General features: G+C 66.5%; 13 protein-coding genes. 4 read left to right on the top strand and 9 right to left on the bottom strand.

Features of this window, described 5'->3' with window-relative positions; genetic code table 11:
* Nucleotides 1-2: 2 nt before the first annotated feature.
* The 6 genes from ACLIVD_RS05235 to ACLIVD_RS05210 all read right to left on the bottom strand — a co-directional run bounded on the left by ACLIVD_RS05235 (nucleotide 3) and on the right by ACLIVD_RS05210 (nucleotide 5,638).
* Nucleotides 3-1,019 carry an MCE family protein gene (locus ACLIVD_RS05235; protein ID WP_491932849.1) on the bottom strand — a complete coding sequence of 339 codons (1,017 nt, stop codon included), beginning with the start codon at nucleotides 1,017-1,019 and terminating at the stop codon, nucleotides 3-5.
* Between the two features lie 2 nt (nucleotides 1,020-1,021).
* A complete protein-coding gene (locus ACLIVD_RS05230; RefSeq protein WP_009477765.1) occupies nucleotides 1,022-2,197 on the bottom strand; it encodes an MCE family protein in 1,176 nt (391 codons plus the stop codon).
* A 12-nt stretch (nucleotides 2,198-2,209) separates the two neighbouring features.
* Nucleotides 2,210-3,061 carry an MlaE family ABC transporter permease gene (locus tag ACLIVD_RS05225; protein WP_005244538.1) on the bottom strand — a complete coding sequence of 284 codons (852 nt, stop codon included), beginning with the start codon at nucleotides 3,059-3,061 and terminating at the stop codon, nucleotides 2,210-2,212.
* Between the two features lie 20 nt (nucleotides 3,062-3,081).
* The gene (locus ACLIVD_RS05220; protein WP_016884001.1) at nucleotides 3,082-3,846 is read right to left on the bottom strand and encodes an MlaE family ABC transporter permease; all 765 of its coding nucleotides are present in this window, start codon (nucleotides 3,844-3,846) and stop codon (nucleotides 3,082-3,084) included.
* Nucleotides 3,847-4,424: 578 nt separating this feature from the next.
* The gene (locus ACLIVD_RS05215; RefSeq protein ID WP_280778860.1) at nucleotides 4,425-5,342 is read right to left on the bottom strand and encodes a 3-oxoacyl-ACP reductase; all 918 of its coding nucleotides are present in this window, start codon (nucleotides 5,340-5,342) and stop codon (nucleotides 4,425-4,427) included.
* 104 nt (nucleotides 5,343-5,446) lie between these two features.
* Nucleotides 5,447-5,638, bottom strand: a complete 192-nt coding sequence (locus tag ACLIVD_RS05210; RefSeq protein WP_005262894.1) for a ferredoxin — start codon at nucleotides 5,636-5,638, stop codon at nucleotides 5,447-5,449.
* Between the two features lie 247 nt (nucleotides 5,639-5,885).
* Here ACLIVD_RS05210 and ACLIVD_RS05205 point away from each other — a divergent pair, with 247 nt between their 5' ends.
* The 3 genes from ACLIVD_RS05205 to ACLIVD_RS05195 are packed head-to-tail and all read left to right on the top strand — an operon-like array spanning nucleotide 5,886 to nucleotide 9,767.
* Entirely contained in the window at nucleotides 5,886-7,067 is a 1,182-nt protein-coding gene (locus ACLIVD_RS05205; RefSeq protein WP_054245864.1) for an acyl-CoA dehydrogenase family protein, read from the top strand.
* A 10-nt stretch (nucleotides 7,068-7,077) separates the two neighbouring features.
* Entirely contained in the window at nucleotides 7,078-8,199 is a 1,122-nt protein-coding gene (locus ACLIVD_RS05200; RefSeq protein WP_283330550.1) for an acyl-CoA dehydrogenase family protein, read from the top strand.
* Nucleotides 8,196-9,767 (top strand): long-chain-fatty-acid--CoA ligase, encoded by a 1,572-nt coding sequence (locus tag ACLIVD_RS05195; RefSeq protein WP_491932067.1) that lies wholly within the window; start codon nucleotides 8,196-8,198, stop codon nucleotides 9,765-9,767. The genes ACLIVD_RS05200 and ACLIVD_RS05195 overlap by 4 nt, the downstream gene beginning before the upstream one ends.
* Nucleotides 9,768-9,808: 41 nt before the next feature.
* On the opposite strand, the gene ACLIVD_RS05190 is transcribed toward ACLIVD_RS05195, so the two are convergent.
* Entirely contained in the window at nucleotides 9,809-10,924 is a 1,116-nt protein-coding gene (locus tag ACLIVD_RS05190) for an NAD(P)H-dependent flavin oxidoreductase (RefSeq protein WP_005262901.1), read from the bottom strand.
* Nucleotides 10,925-12,577, bottom strand: coding sequence for an acyl-CoA synthetase (locus ACLIVD_RS05185; protein ID WP_280778865.1), 1,653 nt, complete (start codon nucleotides 12,575-12,577; stop codon nucleotides 10,925-10,927). It abuts the gene before it with no gap.
* A 79-nt stretch (nucleotides 12,578-12,656) separates the two neighbouring features.
* Between ACLIVD_RS05185 and ACLIVD_RS05180 the strand changes: the two genes are divergently transcribed.
* Nucleotides 12,657-13,481, top strand: coding sequence for a crotonase/enoyl-CoA hydratase family protein (locus tag ACLIVD_RS05180; protein ID WP_009477755.1), 825 nt, complete (start codon nucleotides 12,657-12,659; stop codon nucleotides 13,479-13,481).
* An 83-nt stretch (nucleotides 13,482-13,564) separates the two neighbouring features.
* Here ACLIVD_RS05180 and ACLIVD_RS05175 read toward each other — a convergent pair whose 3' ends face one another.
* Nucleotides 13,565-14,512, bottom strand: coding sequence for a hypothetical protein (locus ACLIVD_RS05175; protein ID WP_491932066.1), 948 nt, complete (start codon nucleotides 14,510-14,512; stop codon nucleotides 13,565-13,567).
* Nucleotides 14,513-14,693: the final 181 nt, after the last annotated feature.

The following is a 14,693-nucleotide window of genomic DNA, read 5'->3' as shown; positions in this document are numbered from 1 at the left end:
GGCTACGGTGCACACCTCCCTGCCGTCTGACCGCCCGGCATGTTGAGGAGCAGATCCGATCCGTCCGGGCCGGAGAACTTGAACTTGACCGTGCAGACGTACATCTGGAAGAAGCTGCCGTACGTGCCGATGCGGATGAGCCGCCGGTAGGCGTCGGGCAGATTCTGGAGCACCCAGTCGAGGTCGTCCTCCCCCGCCTGGAGCTGAGTTGCGGTGCGATTGGCCTCGGCGATCGTGCTCTGCAACGGTGGCCGCACACCTTCGAGCAGATTCGCGAGATCCCCCGTCGCCCCGGCGATGCGGGGAATGGCGTCACCGATCTGATCGCGGTCCTGGGACAGCCCGCTGACCAGCTGCTGCAACTGGTCGAGCGTCGACCGGAACTGATCGCCGCGGTCGTTGATGGTGCCGAGCACCTGGTTGAGGTTCGTGATCACCTCACCGATCAACTGGTCCCGGTCGGCGAGGGTGTTCGTGAACGAACTCGTGCTGCCGAGGAGCGAGACGAGCGTTCCGCCCTGCCCCTGGAACACCTGGACCAGCGCCTGGGACAGATCGTTGACCTGCTGAGGGTCCAGTGCCCGCAGCAACGGTTTGAACCCACCCAGCAGAAGGTCGAGATCGAGTGCGGGAGAGGTGTTCTCAACGGGGATGGATCCACCGTCCGGCAGGGGTTCCACCGATCCGGCGCCTTCGAGAAGTTCCATGTACCGGTCGCCGACGAGATTCTCGTACCGCACCGTGGCCTTGGTCCCGTCGAACAGCGAGTACTTGGTGTCGACGGTGAAATCGACGTCGGCGAGATTGTCGTCGTCGATGCTCACCTTCTCGACGGCTCCGACCGGAACGCCGGCGATGCGCACCTTGTCGCCGGGCTTGAGGCCGGACACGTCCGTGAACGTGGCGTGGTAGCCGTCGGAGCTGCTGAACCGATACTGGCTGAACACCAGGGCGAGTCCGGCGAAGATCACCGACATCACCGTCGCGAAGATCATCAGCTTGACCGTGGTCGCTCGCACTGTCACTGCCCACCCTGCCCGGGGTACACACCCGCGAACAGCAGCTGGAACACCTTGGGCAGGTGCACCTGGACTTCCGTCGACGGCACGAACGGCACCGTTCCGGTGTCGGCCACGACGAAGTTCGCATGCTTGCTGAGATCAGGATTGGGAAGGCCGTGGCAGTTCGGCCCACCTGTCGCATTCACTTTCGGCAGGTCCTTCGGATAGGTGTACGGCTCCTGCCCGTACATGAAGCTGGCGCTCAGCGCGATGCCCGGCTGATTGCCACCGATGAGCTGTTCGGCGAGGGGGATCACATTGTTCAGGCCGACGATGAAGCAGGAGATCTCGGGCGAGTACTCGGCCAGCAGATCCGTCGTCGGGAGCAACAGGTCGAGGGAGGAGTTCAGGTTCTGCTCGTTCTCGGTCAGTACGGTGTTGGCCGTGTCGGCCAGCCCGGTGACGTTGAGCAGCACGGCATCCAGGTTGTCCTGTTCGTCGACGACCGTGCCGCTGGTGGCCGTCGCGTTGTCGAGCACTCGCAGCAGATCCGGTGCGGTGTCGGCGTACACGTCGGTGACCTGCGCGGCCTTTGCGAAATCTTCCTGCAGCTGAGGCAGACTCGGATTCATCTTCGCCAGGTAGCTGTCGCTCTGCTCGAGCAGGGCGCCGAGTTCCTCGCCGCGTCCGCGCAGCGCCGACGAGATGGCCCCGAGGGTGGCGTTGAGCTTCTCCGGCTGTACCTGGGCCAGCACGTCGGACAGGTGCTGGAAGACCGTGTTGAACTCGACGGTGACGTTGTCGGACGCGATCACGTCCCCTGCCTGCAGAGGGGTGGACGACGGGTTGTCCGGCATCACGAAGTTGACGTACTTGGCGCCGAACACGGTGGTGGACTTGATCTCCACGGTGGCGTTGGAGGGAATCAGCGACATCATGTCGGGATACATCGCCAGTTTCAGCTCGGCGCCGTCCGTCACGTGTTCGATGGAGCCGACGCGGCCGACCTCGACACCGAGGAGCTTGACCTTGGCGTCGGGTTCCATCACCAGCCCGGAGCGATCCGACGTGACGGTGACGGGCGTGGTCTCGCTGAAGGTTCCGTTGAACATGGCCAGTGACACACCGATGATCGCGAGAAGACTCACCACGAGGACGAGTGCCGCGAGCTTCTTCTTCCCACCCGAATCAGTCATCTACCGGCACTCCTATCCCGAAAGGTTGAAGTTGCCGGACCCGCCGTAGATGGCGAGCGAGATGAGCAGGGTGACGGTGACGACGGCGATCAGCGAGGAGCGCACCGCGTTGCCGACGGCCACACCGACGCCGACCGGACCGCCCGAGGCGTTGAAACCGTAGTAGGTGTGGATGAGCATGATCGCGATCGCCATGACGATGGCCTGCGCGAACGACCACAGGATGTCCGTGGGTATCAAGAACGTCGAGAAGTAGTGGTCGTACACGCCGGACGACTGGTCGTACAGCACCACCGTCGCGAACCGGCTGGCCATGAACGACGCGATCACCGCCAGGGCGTACAGCGGGATGATGGCGATCATCCCCGCCATCACACGTGTGCTGACCAGGTACGGGATCGACGGGATCGCCATCGTCTCCAGCGCGTCGATCTCCTCCGAGACGCGCATGGCGCCGAGCTGGGCGGTGGAGCCGGCGCCGATGGTGGCCGCCAGCCCGATGCCCGCGATGACCGGCGCCGCGATACGCACGTTGATGAAGGCCGCGAAGAAGCCGGTGAGGGCCTCGACGCCGATGTTGCCGAGCGAGCTGTAGCCCTGTACCGCGATGGTGCCGCCGGTGAACAGGGTCAGGAAGCCGACGATGACGACCGTTCCGCCGATTACCGCGAGCGCACCCGTGCCCATGCTGATCTCGGCGATGAGCCGCAGCGTCTCCTTCGGGTAGTGCATCAGGGCGCGGGGAGCCCATCCGATGGCACGCGCGAAGAACAGCGCCTGCTCACCGAGCCGGTCGATCGAGCGGGACGCCGACGCGAACCGTTTGCGAGTTCGGGGAAAGCGCCCGGCCGCCGCTAGTGCCATCTACTCCACCACCATGTCGATCACCCTGCCGTCAGCTTGATGCCGACGGCGGTGACGAGAACGTTGACCACGAACAGGGCCATGAACGAGAACACGACGGTCTGGTTGACGGCGTCACCGACGCTCTTCGCGCCACCCCTGACGTTCAGGCCGAGGTAGGCGGCGACGAGACCGGCGATCATGCCGAACAGACCGGCTTTGACTTCCGAGATCACGAGCTCCCCGAATCCGGTGAGCAGGGTGATGCCGTTGACGAACGCACCCGGGTTGACGTCCTGGATGTAGACCGAGAAGACGAAGCCGCCGAGGATGCCGATGGTGCAGACCAGCCCGTTGAGCAGGAGCGCCACGGCGGTCGACGCCAGCACTCGTGGCACGACCAGGCGGTGGATCGGATTGATGCCCAGCACCCGCATCGCGTCGATCTCTTCGCGGATGGTGCGGGCGGAGAGGTCTGCGCAGATGGCGGTGGCGCCTGCACCCGCCACGATGAGCACGGTGACGATGGGGCCGACCTGGGTGACGGTGCCGAGAGCGGCGCCGGCGCCACTGAGGTCGGCGGCGCCGATCTCGCGGAGGAGGATGTTGATCGTGAAGCTCACCAGGACGGTGAACGGGATGGCCACCAGCACGGTGGGCACCATCGAGACCCGGGCGACGAACCACGCCTGGTCCACGAACTCGCGACGCTGGAAGGGCCTCGAAAAGACTGCCCTCAACGTTTCGCCCGACATCGTGAAGAACCCGCCGACCGCACGCAACGGCACCTCGAGGAGGTCTACCATCCGTCCTCCTCGTCCATGATCTCGCCCAGCACCGACTGTCAGTTCGAGCCCAGCCCCCCAGCGGTCTGTGACTCAGGTCATATTAACTAGAACGTGTTCACCTGTCAAAGGTGGTCGCTCATCAGCATGAATCGTCCCACATTCAGCACGTCCCGAGGGCCGAATTCGACCGAAACGCCGGGCGTGTCTCCGCCCGATCGGATCCGACGATTCGCGCCGAGCGAGAAGGCCGAGGCGTGGACTTAAGAGGTTATAGCACAAGAACTTTGAGCGAATTTCGTCACGTACCGACGACCGTCGAAATCGTCGCCGGCCTCGGTTCCGGGCGACCGCGTGAGGGGGCCGGCCCAGGGAGTCGCCGGACCAGCTGGGCACGCTCGATCGAACTGCTCGACGACAGCAGAACTAGAACACGATCTAGTCATATCCGGCACACCACTCGAACACCCTCCACGGTCACCCGGCCCCCCGTTCCGCCGCTCTTCAGTTGCCTTCAGTATCGCCCATCGCGGAGGCATTACCTGCGGAAACGATACGGAAACAACCTTCGTGTCGGTTCTTCGGCCCCAGGACGCAGATCAGCCCAGTTCGCGTAGCGCCGCGGAGGCCGAGAACATCGCGGCAGGATCCCGATCCCCGAAGTAGTTCCCGAGCTCCGCCGCGAGCGCGCCGGGTGTCCACCGACCGTCCGCGGCGTCGAAACGCCGCTCCACGACCGGTGCCGCCATCAACGCAACCATCGGGCCGTAGACGACGAAGACCTGGCCGTTCACGGAGTCGGCGGCGGGCGATGCGAGGTACGCGACGAGCGCGGCCACATGCTCGGGCGACAACGGGTCGACCCCCTCGGCCGGCGCCTCTCCGAAGACGTTCTCCGTCATCGACGTGCGGGCGCGGGGGCAGATCGCGTTGGCTCGGACGCCGTACCGGGACAGCCCACGGGCCGCCGACAGCGTGAGCGCCGTGATGCCTGCTTTGGCGGCGCCGTAGTTCGCCTGCCCCTCGGGGCCGAGCAGTCCCGCCTCGGACGAGGTGTTGACGATGCGCCCGTATACCGGCGCACCGGCCTCCTTGGACTTGCCCCGCCAGTACGACGCGGCTGCGCGGCACAGCAGGAAGTGGCCGCGCAGATGAACCTTCAGCACCAGGTCCCAGTCCTCGTCGGACATGTTGAACAGCATGCGATCCCGCGTGATGCCCGCATTGTTCACCAGGATGTCGAGGCTGCCGAGCCGGCTCTGCGCCGCCTCCATGATCGCGTCGGCGGTGGACCGTTCCCCGATGTCGCCGGCCACGAACTCGACCTTCGCGCCCAGGCCCCGGATCTCCTCGAGCGTGGCCTCCACGGCGTCGTTCGCAACCAGGTCGTTGACGACGACGGACGCACCCGCGCGGGCCAGTGCGATCGCCTCGTACTTCCCGAGGCCGGATCCGGCGCCGGTCACGACGGCGACCTTGCCGTCCACGTTCACATCGCGGTCAGCCACAGCATTCATGAACACGCTCTCCTGGTTCTGTGCACTCGCCGCAGGTCGCGAACCACGACACGGCGGTAGGTCGACGTCACTGTAGAACGTGTTCTCATTCCGGGCAACAATCCTCAGGGGTGCTCGGTGAGCGCGGCCCTCGGACACTGGGCGATCGCCGTACGCACGTCTTCCTCCCGGTCAGCGGGAGGAACGGCACTCGAAATGTGCAGCTGATCGTCGTCGTCGAGCTCGAAGATGTCGGGTGCGATCCCCACGCACACACCATTGGCCTCGCAACGGTCGAAATCGACTCTGACCTCCATGGCAACCCTCACTTCTCCTCGTCTCGTCACTCGCGGATCCGGGTGCCGCCGGGCTGCGGCGCACTCCGTTCCTGCGATAACACTAGAACCTGTTCCAGTCGTGTGCAATGATTCGTTCCACGACTGCGAGCACGCCTACCGGGCACGCTCCGGGGCCGGCCGGGGCCGACTCCGCGAATGCACCGCAGAGACTGGAACCTGTGCCAGATTTCAGCTGCTTCCGCTCTCGGACTGGAGAGGTATTTCGATGCACATCACCTACACACCGCAGCAGCAGCAGCTGCGGGAAGAGCTGCGCGCGTACTTCGCGAAGCTGATGACGCCGGAGCGTCGAGAGGCACTGGCCGCCACCACCGGCGAATACGGCGAGGGCAACGTCTACCGCGACGTCGTCGCTCAGATGGGCAAGGACGGCTGGCTGACGCTCGGGTGGCCCAAGGAGTACGGCGGCCAGGAACGGTCGGCCATGGAGCAGCTGATCTTCACGGACGAGGCCGCCATCGCCGGCGCCCCGGTCCCCTTCCTCACCATCAACTCGGTGGCGCCGACGATCATGCACTTCGGCACCCCCGAGCAGAAGGCGTTCTTCCTGCCCAAGATCTCGGCCGGCGAACTGCACTTCTCCATCGGCTACTCCGAGCCCGAAGCGGGCACCGACCTCGCCAGCCTCCGGACCACCGCCGTCAAGGACGGCGACGACTACGTCATCAACGGCCAGAAGATGTGGACGAGCCTGATCGCCTACGCCGATTACGTGTGGCTGGCGTGCCGCACCGATCCCGAAGCCAAGAAGCACAAGGGCATCAGCATGCTGATCGTCCCGACCACCGCCGACGGCTTCTCGTACACCCCGGTCCACACGATGGCGGGTCCGGACACGAGCGCCACCTACTACCAGGACGTTCGGGTTCCGTCGTCCGCGCTGGTCGGCCCCGAACACGGCGGCTGGGCACTGATCACCAATCAGCTCAACCACGAGCGCGTCGCCCTGACCTCCGCCGGGCCGGTCCTCACCGCCCAGCGTGAAGTGCGCGAATGGGCGCAGAACACCAAGTTGCCGGACGGGCGCCGCGTCATCGACCAGGAATGGGTGCAGATCAATCTGGCCCGGGTCCACGCCAAGGCCGAGTACCTCAAGTTGATGAACTGGGAGATCGCCTCGTCCACCGACCACGCGCCGGGCCCGGAGGCGGCGTCGGCCAACAAGGTCTACGGCACGGAGTTCGCCACGGAGGCGTACCGGCTGCTGATGGAGATCCTCGGACCTTCGGCCACGCTGCGGCAGAACTCCCCCGGGGTCCTGCTCCGCGGGCGACTCGAACGGATGCACCGGTCGTCGCTGATCCTCACGTTCGGCGGCGGAACAAACGAGGTGCAGCGCGACATCATCGCCATGACCGCCCTCGGCCTGCCCCCCGCGAAGCGTTAGGACTACGACAATGGACTTCACCCCCACCGAGGCCCAGCAGGACCTGGCCGGCCTCACCCGAGGAATCGTCTCGGACCTCGTCACCAACGACCGGCTGCGCGAACTCGACAACGCGGAGGACCGCCTCGATCGCCGCCTGTGGTCCGCGCTCGCGTCGTCCGGTGTCCTGAGCGCCGCGCTGCCGGAGTCGGTGGGCGGCGACGGTTTCGGCGTCCTCGAGCAGTGCAGCATCCTCGTCGAACTGGGCCGCGCCGTCGCGCCGGTGCCCTATCTGTCGTCGATCGTGATGGCGGCAGGGGCGATCGCGAAGTTCGGAACCGAACGGCAGCGTTCCGACTGGGGTACTCCGGCAGCGCGTGGAGAGAAGATCCTCACCGTCGCCCTCGACGAGGAACTCAACGACACTCCGGGTGCGCCCGTCACGCGTGCCGAACGCGGCGCGGACGGCTGGACCCTCGACGGCACCAAGATCGTCGTCGACGCGGCGCCGTCCGCCGACCTCTTCCTGGTCCCGGCAACTACCCCGGACGGTGTAGCCGTCTTCCTCGTCCGCCCCGACGACGCCGGAGTGACCGTCACCCGCCAGCAGACCGTCGACCTGGCCAGCACCGGTGAGGTGACCCTCCACGGAGTGTCGCTGGCCGAGGACCGCGTGCTCGGCGCCGCCGACCAGGGCGGCGAGATCGTGGACTGGCTCGTCGAGCGCGGCTCGCTCGGCGCCTGCGCGTACCAGTACGGCGTCCTCGACGAAGCCCTCAAACTCACTGCGGCCTACGCCCGCGAGCGGGTGCAGTTCGGTCGGCCCATCGGCAGTTTCCAGGCCGTGGCCCAGCGACTCGCCGACGGCTACATCGACGTGAAGGGCGTCCGGCTCACGCTGTGGCAGGCGGCGTGGCGGCTCAGCGAGGGCCTGCCCAGCGAAGGCGACATCCAGACCGCCAACTTCTGGGCGTCCGACGCCGGACACCGGGTGGCCCATACCCTCGTCCACGTCCACGGTGGCGTCGGACTCGACGAGGACCACCCCGTGCATCGGTACTTCCTCGCGGCCAAGGCACTCGAATTCCGGCTCGGTTCGGCCACGCAGCAGTTGCGGATCCTCGGCGCCGAACTGGCCACCGTCCCGGCATGACCGCCACGCTTGCGCGCACGGTATCGGACCTGCTCCTGGGCGTCTCGAAGTCCGACGCCCAGGGCCTGTACTTCGAGGACCGGTTCCTGTCGTGGTCCGAACACGTACGCGCGAGCCTGCGGCGCGCGGCTGTCCTCGACGACCTGCTCGATGCACAGCGGCCCCGGCACTTCGGTGTGCTGATGGACAACGTCCCCGAGTTCTCGCTCCTCGCCGGAGCGGCGGCGCTGTCCGGCGCCGTCCTCGTGGGGCTCAACACCACTCGACGCGGGGCGGCACTGGCCCGCGACATCGCGCTGGCCGACTGCCAGGTGGTCTTCACCGAATCCGGGCGGTCCGCGCTGCTGGACGGTCTCGACCCCTGCGTTCCCGTCGTCAACGTGGATTCACCGGACTGGTATGCCCTGCTCGCCGGCGAGCGCCCCGAATTCACGCCGAGGGCCGCCGCGGCCGAAGACCTGTTCATGCTCATCTTCACGTCGGGCACGAGCGGCGATCCGAAGGCGGTGCGCTGCACCCACGCGAAGATCACCGGCCCCGGCATCATGCTCGCCGAACGCTTCGGCCTGACCCCGGACGACGTCGTTTACATGTCGATGCCCATGTTCCATTCCAACGCCATGATGGCGGCGTGGTCCGTGGCGCTCGCGGGACACAGCTCGATTGCATTGCGGCGCAAGTTCTCCGCGTCGAACTTCCTGTCCGACGTGCGGAAATTCGGCGTCACGTACGCCAACTACGTCGGAAAGCCGCTGTCGTATGTGCTGGCTACCCCGGAAATGTCCGACGACGCCGACAACACCCTTCGGGTGATGTACGGCAACGAGGGGTCCGCGCCCGCGGTCGCGGCGTTCTCGCGCCGCTTCGGCACCGCGGTGGTCGACGGATTCGGCTCCACCGAGGGCGGTGTCGCCATCTCCGGCAGCCCCGAGGCGCCGGCAGGTTCTCTGGGCAAGCTCCCCGAGGGCATCGCGATCCTCGACCCCGAGACCGGCAGCCCCTGTCCCCCGGCCGAATTCGATTCCGCCGGCCGGGTGCTCAATGCCGAGGCCGCGACCGGCGAACTCGTCAACGTCGCGGGATCGGGGGCGTTCGCGGGCTACTACAACAATCCCGAGGCCGACGCCGAGCGGATCCGCGACGGCAAGTACTGGAGCGGCGACCTCGCGTACCGGGACGCCGACGGGTTCGGGTACTTCGCGGGACGTAGTTCCGGATGGTTGCGCGTCGACGGCGAGAACATCGGTTCGGCGCCCATCGAACGCATCCTGATGCGGTACGACGGCTTCGCCCAGGTGTCGGTGTACGCGGTGCCCGATCCCGACGTCGGGGACCGGGTGATGGCGGCCGTCGTCCCGACGCGTGACTTCGATCCCGTGGCCTTCACACGCTTCCTCGACGCGCAGTCCGATCTGGGTCCGAAGCAGCGCCCGAGTCTGATCCGGGTGTGTGCCGAGTTCCCGCGGACCGCCACATTCAAGGTCCTCACCCGCGTATTGAGCGTCGAGGCCGCCGAGTGCACCGATCCGGTGTGGGTCCGCGACGGAACCGGCTACTCCCCCAGGTGAGTGGCAAAGTGTGCTGACGCATACTTTGCCACTCACATCGGCTACCGGAAGCTGTCGAGGCGGGACACCGCCGAGTCGAAGCCCTTGACGAGTTCGTCCATCACCTCGGCCACCGGACGGATCTCGTTCATCCGGCCGACGATCTGTCCCACCGGCATCGCGACGACATCCGGGTTCTCCGACGCGGCGATCCGCTGATGTGCCTCGCTGACCAGCAGATTCTGCAGCGGCATCGGCAGCGGCGCCGGTGCATCCGGCTTCGACCAGGCGTCGGTCCACTTGGTCTTGAGCAGGCGCGCGGGCTTGCCCGAGTAGATCCGGGACCGCACCGTGTCGGCGGACGTCGCACCGAGCAGGGCGCGCTGGATCGCCGACGGCCCCTCGGACGACGCGCTGCCGAGTTTGTACTCGGAGGTGGTGAGCCAGTACGACCCCATCCACACCCCCGCCGCCCCCAGCGACAGCGCAGCGGCGACCTGACGTCCGCTGCCGATACCACCGGCCGCGAGGACCGCGGCGGAATCACCGATGGCATCGACGATCTCGGGAACCAGCACCATCGACGCGATCTCACCGGTGTGCCCACCGGCCTCGTACCCCTGCGCGATGACGATGTCGACACCGTTCGCGACGTGCCTGCGCGCGTGCTCCACGGCGCCGGCCAGCGCGGCCACCGGAACGCCCTTCTCGTGGGCCTGGTCGATGACATCCTTCGGCGGCGAACCGAGAGCGTTGGCGATCAACGCAATTCGATGGTTCAGCGCGACGTCCACATGCGAGCGCGCCACCGAGTGCAGCCACCCGAGCACACCGGTCGCGTGTTCGGCGCCCGAATCCAGTGGCGGCACCCCCAGCTCGGCCAGGGTCCGGTCGACGAACGCGCGGTGTTCCGCGGGGATCAGCGACTCGAGGTCCACCGATGTGCCCTCGGTGGGAACCTTCGCAGGCATCACGATGTCGACACCGTACGGCTTGCCGTCGGTGTTCTCGTCCATCCACGACAGGACGGCCTCGAGTTCCTCGGGGTCGTTGAACCGGACGCAACCGAGCACACCCAGACCGCCGGCCCGGGAGATCGCCGCGGCCACGTGCTCGGAGGGAGTGAACCCGAAGACCGGGTACTCGATGCCGAACTTCTCGCTCAAACTGGTGTGCATTTACGCGCCTTTGCTTTCGGGCGAGCCGTTGCCGTTGTGGTCGTCGGCCGGTCGGGTCTCGGTCTGTTCCTTGGCCCAGCGGTAGTCGGGCTTACCCGCCGGCGAGCGCTTGATCTCGTCGACGAACCAGAGGCTGCGCGGAACCTTGTATCCGGCAATCTCCTTGCGTGCCGCGTCGGCGATCTCGTGCAGGCTCGGGCGCGCCCCACCTCGGGCCTGGATGACGGCGGCGACCCGCTGGCCGAACCGTTCGTCGGGGATGCCGACCACGATGGCGTCGAAAACGTCCGGATGCGACTTGAGCGCGCCCTCGACCTCCTCGGGGAAGATCTTCTCGCCGCCGCTGTTGATGGACACCGACCCGCGGCCGAGCATCGTCACCGTGCCGTCCGCCTCCACCTGCGCGAAGTCGCCGGGGATGGAGTAGCGGATGCCGTTGATCTCCTTGAACGTGGCTTTGGTCTTCTCTTCGTCCTTGTAGTAGCCGATGGGGATGTGCCCCTTGCGCGCCAGGATGCCGATCACGCCGGAGCCGGGTTCGACCGGGTTGCCGTCCTCGCCGAGGACGGAGGTGGACGCGTCGATCTTCACCGTCGGGCCGCCGCCGTGCGAGTCACCCTTCGCGACCACGCTGAGGCCGCCGAAACCGGTCTCGGACGAACCGATGGAGTCGGTGATCATCCGGTTGGGCAGCAGTTCGAGGTACTTCTCCTTGATGCTGGGCGAGAACAGCGCCGCCGAACTCGCCATCAAGAACAGCGACGACAGGTCGTAGGGCTCGCCGCTCGCCTTGTCGCCCTCCACCAGCGCGTCGAGCATCGGTCGTGCCATCGCGTCGCCGGTGATGAAGATGAGGTTGACCTTGTGCTGATCGACGATCCGCCACACGTCGTGGCCGTCGAATTCGGGGTGCATCACGCACTTTCCGCCGCCGAACAGACTCTGGAACACCGCCCACTGGCTGCCGCCGTGGATCATCGGCGGGATCGGGAAGCGGGTCATGCCGGGGCTCTCGGCGCCCAGCTTCGCGAGGTCCCACTCGTCCTCGACGTATTCACCGGTCATGAAGTTGATGCCGCCGCCGAGCACCCGCCAGACGTCCTCGTGACGCCACATGACGCCCTTGGGTTTGCCGGTGGTGCCACCGGTGTAGAGCATGTACAGGTCGTCGCCAGTGCGCTCGCCGAAGTCGCGGTCGGGGGAACCCTGCGCCAGTGCGGCCTCGTATTCGATGCCCTCGTAGTCGAGATCGGTGCCGTCCTCGACCACGACGGTGGTCTTCAGGAGCGGCGTCTCGGGGAGCACGTTCGCCACCTTGTCGGAGTAGCGGCGCTCGTGAACGAGCGCGACCATGTCCGAATTGTCGAAGATGTATTGCAACTCGTTCTCGATGTACCGGTAGTTGACGTTCACCATCACGGCACGGATCTTGAAGACCGCCACCATGGCCTCGATCGCCTCGATCGTGTTCCGGCAGTAGATGCCCACTTTGTCGCCGGGCTGGACACCCTGTTCGCGCAGGTAGTGGCCGAGGCGATTGGCCCTCTCCTCCATCTGCGCGTACGTCACTTCCCGGTCGTCGGACACCAACGCGACGCGGTCCGGAACGAGGTCGATTGCGTGCTCTACGAGGTCTGCGATATTAAGGGCCACGTCAACAAAGTAGAACGTGTTACCGTTTCTGGCAAGACCCAATTTGAGAGCCAGCTCACACACCCTTCGGGAGACTTCAGTGTCCTCTACAACGACCGAGAAATCCGACATTTCGGCACAGTCGCCGCACTGCCTCGTGGAGAAGCGCGGGCACGTCCTGATCGTCACGATGAACCGCCCCGAGGCGAAGAACGCGCTGTCCGGCGAAATGATGGCGATCATGCGGGACGCGTGGGATCAGGTCGACTCCGACCCGGACATCCGGGTCGCCATCCTCACCGGCGCAGGCGGCGCGTTCTGCGCGGGCGCCGACCTCAAGGCCATGACGTCACAGCACCCCGGCGACTCGTTCTCGGGCGGCGGCTGGGACCTGTCGAAGATCGAGGCGCTCCTCAAGGGACGGCGCCTCACCAAGCCCCTCATCGCCGCAGTCGAGGGTCCCGCCATCGCCGGCGGCACCGAAATCCTGCAGGGCACCGACATCCGGGTCGCCGGGGAGAGCGCCAAATTCGGTGTCTCCGAAGCCAAATGGGGACTCTTCCCCCTCGGCGGCTCCGCCGTGCGCCTCGTCCGGCAGATCCCGTACACCGTCGCCGCGGACATCCTGCTGACCGGACGTCACATCAAGGCCCCCGAGGCCAAGGAGATCGGCCTCATCGGACACGTCGTCCCCGACGGTCAGGCCCTCGACAAGGCCCTCGAACTCGCCGACCTCATCTCCGCCAACGGACCCCTCGCCGTCCAGGCGATCCTGAAGACCATCCGCGACACCGAAGGCATGCACGAGGAGGAGGCATTTCAAGTCGACGCCGCCCTCGGCACCGAGGTCTTCAAGAGCGCCGACGCGAAGGAAGGCCCCCGCGCCTTCTCCGAAAAGCGCGCGCCGAAATTCGAGGGCCGCTGACCCCGGCGGTCCCCTCCCCTTTCCGGACGAACGGGACGCTCGTTGCGTCAGATCGAACGAGCGTCCCGTTCGTCCAGGCACGGCTAGAGCAGCATCCGAACATTCGGCCTCGGACGCGACGCGGCGAGCTCGAAGTGGGCCCGGAGGTCGGCGATCACCCGCTCCGGCTGATCACGAACAGCGCTCGGCAGTGTCGGCAGCACGATGATGCCGGCGTTCTGCATCCGCGTCCGACGCTCCACCGTGTGCTTGTACTGCTGAGGCGCAAGGTGCCAATCGAGCGAGTCGATGTCCCAGGCGAACGCGACCTCGTCGATCCAACCGTCCGGCATCGCGATGAACCGTCCGCCGACATCGGCGATCTTCCTGTTGAACATCATCTCGGGAAGCCCACTGCGCAGCCACAACCGACGCGCATGCGCCTCGGAGACGGAGTGGACGTTGGCCGTCATTTCCCGCAGCACGATCCGGGGGATCGCGGATCCGCGACCACTGCCCGCCTCGAGTTCGACGACGAGTTCTTCCGCGGTGACCGCTCCGCGCTGGACGACTTCCGCGATCGTTGCCCGCGCCGCGTCGACGGTCGTGCACCTGCGCGCCGCGTCGAGCAGTGCCCTCGGCAACGGTGCGCACGCGACATCTCCGCGCACGTCGGCGTCGGGCATGCGCGACGTGCGCTCGACCTTGACGAAGCCCGTCGACTGCACGCGGCGATCGACTGCGACGAGCACGTCCACGTCACCGGAGTAGCTCCCGAAGCCGTGGCACCGCAGTGCCGAGCGTCCTGTGACGAGCGAGTCGCGACCGCAGAACAGACGAGCTGCGAGCACTCGGTGCTGGAACGACGGCTGCCCGTTCTGGAGTAGAACGATTCCCGGCAGAAGCCGCTGCCACGGCCCACCGGACCGGCATCGCGCAGAGATCGTCGATCGAGCCAGACCGAGACGTTCCAGGTCCGACGCCCGGACGACGCCGGCCACTCCCACCTGATCGAGCAACTCCGGCCGCTGTCCCCAAATCCCCCGTCGCATCAGCTCATGCTGCCAGCGGTCCGCCCGTCACGACAGGCCGAATCTGCGCGCCTGTGGATAACTCACCTTCCCCCCTCGAACGAACGGGACGCTCGTTCGATCTGACGCAACGAGCGTCCCGTTCGTCCGGAAGGGAGCGGCGGGAGGAGGAAAGGGAGCGGCGGGAGGAGGAAGGGGGAGG

Source organism: Rhodococcus sp. G6(2025) (genome assembly GCF_058628105.1).
This window is presented reverse-complemented; position numbering and strand designations above follow the sequence as displayed.

Excerpts from the sequence above, each read along its gene's own strand:
- ACLIVD_RS05220 (WP_016884001.1), bottom strand. The coding sequence starts at position 3,846 with ATGGTAGACCTCCTCGAGGTGCCGTTGCGTGCGGTCGGCGGGTTCTTC.
- ACLIVD_RS05210 (WP_005262894.1), bottom strand. The coding sequence starts at position 5,638 with ATGGAGGTCAGAGTCGATTTCGACCGTTGCGAGGCCAATGGTGTGTGC.
- ACLIVD_RS05230 (WP_009477765.1), bottom strand. The coding sequence starts at position 2,197 with ATGACTGATTCGGGTGGGAAGAAGAAGCTCGCGGCACTCGTCCTCGTG.
- ACLIVD_RS05215 (WP_280778860.1), bottom strand. The coding sequence starts at position 5,342 with ATGAATGCTGTGGCTGACCGCGATGTGAACGTGGACGGCAAGGTCGCC.
- ACLIVD_RS05200 (WP_283330550.1), top strand. The coding sequence starts at position 7,078 with ATGGACTTCACCCCCACCGAGGCCCAGCAGGACCTGGCCGGCCTCACC.
- ACLIVD_RS05195 (WP_491932067.1), top strand. The coding sequence starts at position 8,196 with ATGACCGCCACGCTTGCGCGCACGGTATCGGACCTGCTCCTGGGCGTC.
- ACLIVD_RS05175 (WP_491932066.1), bottom strand. The coding sequence starts at position 14,512 with ATGCGACGGGGGATTTGGGGACAGCGGCCGGAGTTGCTCGATCAGGTG.
- ACLIVD_RS05205 (WP_054245864.1), top strand. The coding sequence starts at position 5,886 with ATGCACATCACCTACACACCGCAGCAGCAGCAGCTGCGGGAAGAGCTG.
- ACLIVD_RS05225 (WP_005244538.1), bottom strand. The coding sequence starts at position 3,061 with ATGGCACTAGCGGCGGCCGGGCGCTTTCCCCGAACTCGCAAACGGTTC.
- ACLIVD_RS05190 (WP_005262901.1), bottom strand. The coding sequence starts at position 10,924 with ATGCACACCAGTTTGAGCGAGAAGTTCGGCATCGAGTACCCGGTCTTC.